Below are 5,173 nucleotides of genomic sequence, written 5' to 3' on the forward strand. Positions count from 1 at the left end.
TGCTGATTTATGGGCGCTTACGATAGGATTACTGGATGACATTGCCGCATTGGCGAAGTTGACCGCAGCATCACTGGACGATGTGAGTGCCGCCGCTGGGCGTGCGACGGCGAAGGCGGCCGGGGTGGTGGTGGATGATACGGCGGTGACGCCGCAGTATTTGCAGGGGGTGACAGCGGAGCGTGAGCTGGCGATTGTGAAGCAGATCGCGCTGGGGTCGATCCGCAATAAGCTTATCTTTATCCTGCCGGTGGCGCTGCTGCTGAATTACTTTTTGCCCGCGCTGTTGCCGATCATCCTGATGGTGGGTGGCACCTATCTGGCCTTTGAGGGCGCGGAGAAGGTCTGGCATAAGCTATCCGGTCAGCATGACGACGACAAACCAGCGGTAGAGAAGGGGCCGGAAGCCGAGAAAAAGATCGTCAGTGGTGCCGTTCGCACCGACCTGATTCTGTCTGCTGAAATTATGGTGATCGCGCTGGCTACTGTCTCCCATCAGGGGTTCTGGTCACAGATGGCGAGTCTGGTGGTGGTGGCGTTTGTTATCACGCTGCTGGTGTATGGCGTGGTGGCGCTGTTGGTCAAGATGGATGATATCGGCCTGAAGCTCGCCCAGCGGAATAATTCGGCAATTCAGACTCTGGGCCGTGGTCTGGTGACTGCGATGCCCAAAGTGCTAGCGACCATCTCGGTGGTGGGTACCGTCGCCATGCTCTGGGTGGGTGGGCATATTCTGATGGCCAACCTGGGTGCCGATGGAACGGGTTGGTTCAACGCGCCCTATGCGTGGGTACACCATGTCGAGCATGGCATTGCCGAGGCAACCGGTGCTTTGGGTGGCTTGCTGGGCTGGAGTTTCAATACGCTGTGTTCTGCGGTGATCGGCTTGCTGGTGGGCTCGGTGGTGGTGGGGGCGTTGCACCTTATGCCGACTAACAAGACACACGCCGACTAGGTGCCCGCCATCATGATCGGCACGCTCGAAGTGACAATCGAAGTGAGAAAGCTAGTGGCGGTGATGGTGGGCGAGCTAACGGCTCAGGCCATTCATTTTGGAACGAATGGCCTGAAAAGATAAGCAGTACTTTAGAGAGAATCACCGCAAACCTGCATTGGTGTTAGGGCTGATTGAATCAACCTACCTCTGCTGTTTATATCGCGCTAGTCCTATAAGCATAGCGAGCGTCATCGCTGCCATGCCGCCAATATAGGCGATAAGTGGCCAAGCGCTGCTTCCATCAAGTGCTATCACTGCCCCTGTGCCTATTACACCGACGATAAGGCTCTGAATGCAGAAGTGCAGGGCAACGGCAGTGCCTGCCATCTCGCTGAATTCATGAAGCGCACCGTTGGCTGTCACCGATGTTGTGAACACGATACCGACCGCAACCAGCCACATGGGTAACACGAAAGACCAGATGCTGGGTGTCAGGAAGATCTCGCCCACCCCAAGCAAGCCCGCACTAAAAAGCAGCATTAGCATGCCACGAGTCACACAGCCAGAGATTCCCCAGCGTGTCACGAAGCGCTTGGCGAAGCGCGTTGTGGCAATCATCACGACTGCTACCGTGGCAAAGGCAACGCTAAAACCCATTTCGGATAAGCCAGCTCCTTCGATGAGTACCCGAGGCGCAGTAGAGAAAAACACAAAAAACGAGCCCATCGCAGTGCCAAAAGCTAGCGTATAAACCCAGAAGTAAGGGCTTCTAAGCACTACGCTAAAATCGGCTCTGCTGGAGTGTTCTCTGCTTTGTCGTGTCTCATGCCATTTTGGTAATACGAAGGGGAGCGCTATGAGTGCAGAGAAACAAAGGGCAAGAAATATGCCTTCCCAGCCGAAATAACGCGCAATTAGGGCGCCTGCAATTGGCCCAAACGCGGGAACGAAAGCCAACATCGCGTTCATTAAGCTGTAGATGACCGCACTTTCGGGGGTATCTGCATAAACGTCGCGCACCGTTGCGAAAACGGCCACTAGCATCGCAGCCGCCCCAGCAGCCTGTACTAGTCGTAGGAAAACGAAAAGCCAAGCTGACGTGGTAACCGCGAGTGCCAATGAAGTTACAGCGAATACGAATACCCCGCCAATTAGTATCGGGCGCCGACCAACGCGGTCTGAAAGCGGCCCGAATATAATCTGACCGACGCCAAGCATAATCATGTAGAGAGTAAGCGTTAGCTGAACTACCTCGGGCGTTGTGCCGAGAATCGCTGGCATGGCGGGCACAATCGGCAGGTAAATGTCCATGCCGAGCGACGCGAGAATATTGAAGGGAGCCAGCAGAACCAGCGCTACCGGCAGGCTGTAAGTCCACAGCCGAGGATGTTTAATAGGCACGATAAAATCTCCGCGCAAACAAGATGATTTGGCGGCGGCCTACATGTAAGGAAGTGGTTTAAGCAGGCGGCCGCAACAACGAGAAAACAAAGTTGCTGCGGCTTAGTGGTCTGACTTTTTTGAATCCATATATCGGTACTTCATGACTGGCTTAACGACATTAACAGCTTAACAGGAATAAGCAGCGCAGGGCTATTTCATCCTTGAGCCGAATAAAAAGCCTATTCGGCTCAATTTGTGATCCGAATATATCATTTTAAGGCGCCGTCCTCTTTTAACGCCTCCCGGACGAAAGCGCTGGGAGATTGGCCGAGCACCTTGCGAAACATGCTGGAGAAAGCGGCCGGGCTGTCGTAGCCGAGTTCCAGCGCGGTTTGGGTAACGGAACTGCCGGAGAGCAGCCTGGGAATAGCCGCCATCAGGCAGGCCTGTTGGCGCCATACGCCAAAGGAGAGCCCGGTTTGTTGACGGAACAGGCGGTTGAAGGTGCGCTGACTGCAATGTAACTGCCGGGCCCATTCATCAGGCAGCGTGTGAATGTTTGGTTGGCCGAGAAACGCTCTGCACAGGTTGGCGAGTGGAATATCGTGGGGCAGGGGCGCAAACAGCGGCAAGGCCTGAGCCTGCTCCAGTTCGTATAGAAGTAGTTGCGCCAGGGCACCATCGCGGCCGTTTTCGTCATAGCGCGCGGGGATGTGGGCGGAAGCCAGCAGTAGGTGGTGCAGGAGAGGCGTTACGACCAGCACCTCGCAGTTGGGCGAAGCGCATGGCGCGACGTGGGGCTCGATATACAGGCTTCGGGTGCTCACTCCATTCATACGCACCTGATGGCGCTTGCCCGCAGGCAGCCAGACGCCGCTGTAGGGTGGCACCATCCAGGTGCCGTCATCCGTATTGACTTCCATCACGCCGCTCATGCCATAGAGAAACTGGGCACGCCGATGGGTATGAAAATCGAGGAGGGTGCCGGGGCGGTAATCAGTACCGATGGCCACTATGGGCCGTGCCACATGATCCACATCTGAAAGAGGCGTATTGAGCATTAGCGTGAACCTGGCTGAAACGCGTTGATGGTTGTCCGAATGACGAATGTCGGCCAATCCTCGCCAGCATATAGTGCCTGCTGTTTCGTTTCATCAGGAGAGTGCCGGTGTATAGCGTATTGCTTCTTTGTGGCGGGTTGGCCGGAGTGACCACCGTGTTGTTCGGTTTCGGCGGTGGGTTTGTGGTGGTTCCTTTGCTGTATACCCTGCTGATGGCCGTCCATGGGCTGGATAGTGGCATCGGTCAGGCGGCTATGCATATCGCGGTGGCTACCTCGACGGCGTTGATGGTCTTTGCTGCTTCACTGTCTACATGGCGTCACCATCAACTGCAGACTGTGCCGTGGCATCTGGTGCGTCCGTTGGTGGGCTATATCGCCATTGGGGCTGTGCTGGGCGCGGCGGCAGCCGTGTCGTTAAGTGGCGAGTGGGTGCGCTGGGCGTTTATCGGCTATTTGGGGCTTACGATTATGGATGCCGTTCTGCGGCCCGGTTTTCTGCATCAGGCGGGGAGCGATGTGCGTCCTATGGGGCGTGGGGTAACGGCGATGACAGGGACATTGATTGGTGCGGTGGCCGCCTTGTTGGGTGTTGGTGGCAGTGTGATGACCGTTCCGCTTATGCGCCGGAGAGGCGCGAGCATGACGGCAGCCACTGCCATGGCCAATCCGTTATCGTTGCCCATGGCGGTAAGTGGTACCGCGACGTATGTGTTGCTGTCGTCAAATCACTCCGCGCTGGGGGACTGGTATGCCGGTTATGTGGATCTACGCGCCTTGCTGGTACTCGCCGTGGGCTCATGGCTCGGTATTCGACTGGCGTCGATCTGGATCGGGCGTATCCCTGACCGTATTCATGCCAGGGTATACCTGCTACTGCTGACCATGGTGCTGGTGGTGATGTTTTTTGTGCGTTGAAGCGTCTAATTTTGCTTGGCAGAATCATGGTGATATTTTGCTGTATAAATGAACAGTTTTTATGGTAGGGTTTACTTAATCTCTGACTGCGGGCGCGCTTGAATCTCTCTTTTAGTATGGAAAGGTGACTACTGCCGTATTGAGTGCTGCTTGCTTGGGAGGTGCTTGTTTTAAAGACATAAAGCGTTTGATGTAAGCCTGGGAGGCAGCACTCATGAATGATCAGCAAATACAGATATTCACCAGCGAAGATGGGCAATCACACCTTGAGGTAACGCTGGAGCAAGAGACCGTTTGGTTAAGCCAGGCACAGATGGCAGAACTGTTTAACACCAAGCGCCCTGCAATCACCAAACATTTAAGTAATATTTATAAGAGTGGAGAGCTGAGTGAAGACAGCACATGTTCCATTTTGGAACATGTGGCTGAGCATGGGCAGCGATACCGCACCAAACACTACAACCTTGATGCCATTATTTCTGTTGGTTATCGGGTTAGTTCGAAGCGTGCCACTCATTTCCGAAAGTGGGCAACTCAAGTATTAAAAGAACATTTGGTACAAGGCTATACCTTAAATCAACGCCGCCTAACTGAGCGTGGCATAGAGTTTGAGCAGGCGGTGAGTTTGCTCAGCCGAACCCTGACCAATCAAGGCTTGGTTTCAACCGAAGGCGAAGCGGTTGCCCGTGTGATTAGCGATTACGCCCGCTCCTGGAGTTTGCTACAGGGCTACGATGAGCAGCAGTTGGCGGAAGTGGGCATCAAACAGCCGGGTATGCAGCCTTTAGGGTTGGAAGAGGCACTTCAGGCCATCGGTGAGTTGAAACAGACCCTCACCCTCTAGCCGATGGCAACAAACGCTGCGGCTCGTTTCT

Annotated in this window: 5 protein-coding genes; 3 read left to right on the forward strand and 2 right to left on the reverse strand. The window is 54.9% G+C overall.

Going from position 1 to position 5,173, the window contains the following annotated elements; translation table 11 throughout:
- Positions 1–40: 40 nt before the first annotated feature.
- Positions 41–955 carry a DUF808 domain-containing protein gene (locus INT22_RS10760; protein ID WP_319022065.1) on the forward strand — a complete coding sequence of 305 codons (915 nt, stop codon included), beginning with the start codon at positions 41–43 and terminating at the stop codon, positions 953–955.
- A 183-nt stretch (positions 956–1,138) separates the two neighbouring features.
- On the opposite strand, the gene cml is transcribed toward INT22_RS10760, so the two are convergent.
- Together cml and INT22_RS10770 are read right to left on the reverse strand one after the other, a co-directional pair.
- Positions 1,139–2,332, reverse strand: coding sequence for a CmlA/FloR family chloramphenicol efflux MFS transporter (cml, locus tag INT22_RS10765; protein WP_319022066.1), 1,194 nt, complete (start codon positions 2,330–2,332; stop codon positions 1,139–1,141).
- Positions 2,333–2,589: 257 nt separating this feature from the next.
- The gene (locus INT22_RS10770; protein WP_193068214.1) at positions 2,590–3,381 is read right to left on the reverse strand and encodes an AraC family transcriptional regulator; all 792 of its coding nucleotides are present in this window, start codon (positions 3,379–3,381) and stop codon (positions 2,590–2,592) included.
- Positions 3,382–3,488: 107 nt separating this feature from the next.
- On the opposite strand from INT22_RS10770, the gene INT22_RS10775 reads away from it, so the two are divergent.
- Positions 3,489–4,298, forward strand: a complete 810-nt coding sequence (locus INT22_RS10775) for a sulfite exporter TauE/SafE family protein (protein WP_193068215.1) — start codon at positions 3,489–3,491, stop codon at positions 4,296–4,298.
- A gap of 214 nt (positions 4,299–4,512) precedes the next feature.
- Positions 4,513–5,142 carry a virulence RhuM family protein gene (locus tag INT22_RS10780; protein ID WP_226912610.1) on the forward strand — a complete coding sequence of 210 codons (630 nt, stop codon included), beginning with the start codon at positions 4,513–4,515 and terminating at the stop codon, positions 5,140–5,142.
- The last annotated feature ends 31 nt before the right edge of the window (positions 5,143–5,173 follow it).

It is taken from the genome of Halomonas sp. 3D7M, from assembly GCF_014897885.1.
In the GTDB taxonomy this organism is placed as follows: Bacteria; Pseudomonadota; Gammaproteobacteria; order Pseudomonadales; family Halomonadaceae; genus Vreelandella.